The organism is Lactobacillus equicursoris DSM 19284 = JCM 14600 = CIP 110162 (assembly GCF_001434815.1).
GTDB lineage: Bacteria > Bacillota > Bacilli > Lactobacillales > Lactobacillaceae > Lactobacillus > Lactobacillus equicursoris.
On the sequence record NZ_AZDU01000136.1, the window covers coordinates 1 to 503 of the forward strand.

The window sequence follows — 503 nt, forward strand, 5'->3', positions numbered from 1 at the left end:
GACCGCTTCTTCTTGCGGAACTGGCTGATCAGCGTAACCGTATCTGGCATCTGACCCACTGACTTGATCCCGCTGATTGCGATTGCATCCATAAAGTGACCTTTTGGCAAAAGAAGATTCTTACGATCTACGTAGGTTTGCGAACCGTACTGAAAGCTTGCTTCTGGGAAAGCAGTCATAATCCGCTTGCGCAGAATGTTCATNTGCACCCTTCAGCTGCTTTGTCACTTTCTTCTTTACCTTCATCCACTTGTAGAGCTTGCCACCTGGCTGGTGGTTCTTCGTGGTATGGCAGTCCGTGCAAAGCGTTATTAGATTGTCCACCCGGTTTGTCCCGCCTTGTGAGCGGTAGACAATGTGGTGGACAACAAGCTTTACGCCTTCGCCATGTTTATGGCAGAGCTGACAGGTGTACTCGTCACGTGCCAGCACGTAATACTCATAGTTCTTCCAGTCCTTCAGTGAGCCTTCTTGATACTGCTTGCCGGAAATCTGCGGATTGA

Annotated in this window: 1 pseudogene; it reads right to left on the reverse strand. The window is 49.4% G+C overall.

The features are described 5' to 3' along the window. Window positions 1–204: 204 nt before the first annotated feature. Window positions 205–432 (reverse strand): annotated as a pseudogene (locus FC20_RS10975) (HNH endonuclease); the annotation flags it as partial. Window positions 433–503 lie beyond the last annotated feature (71 nt).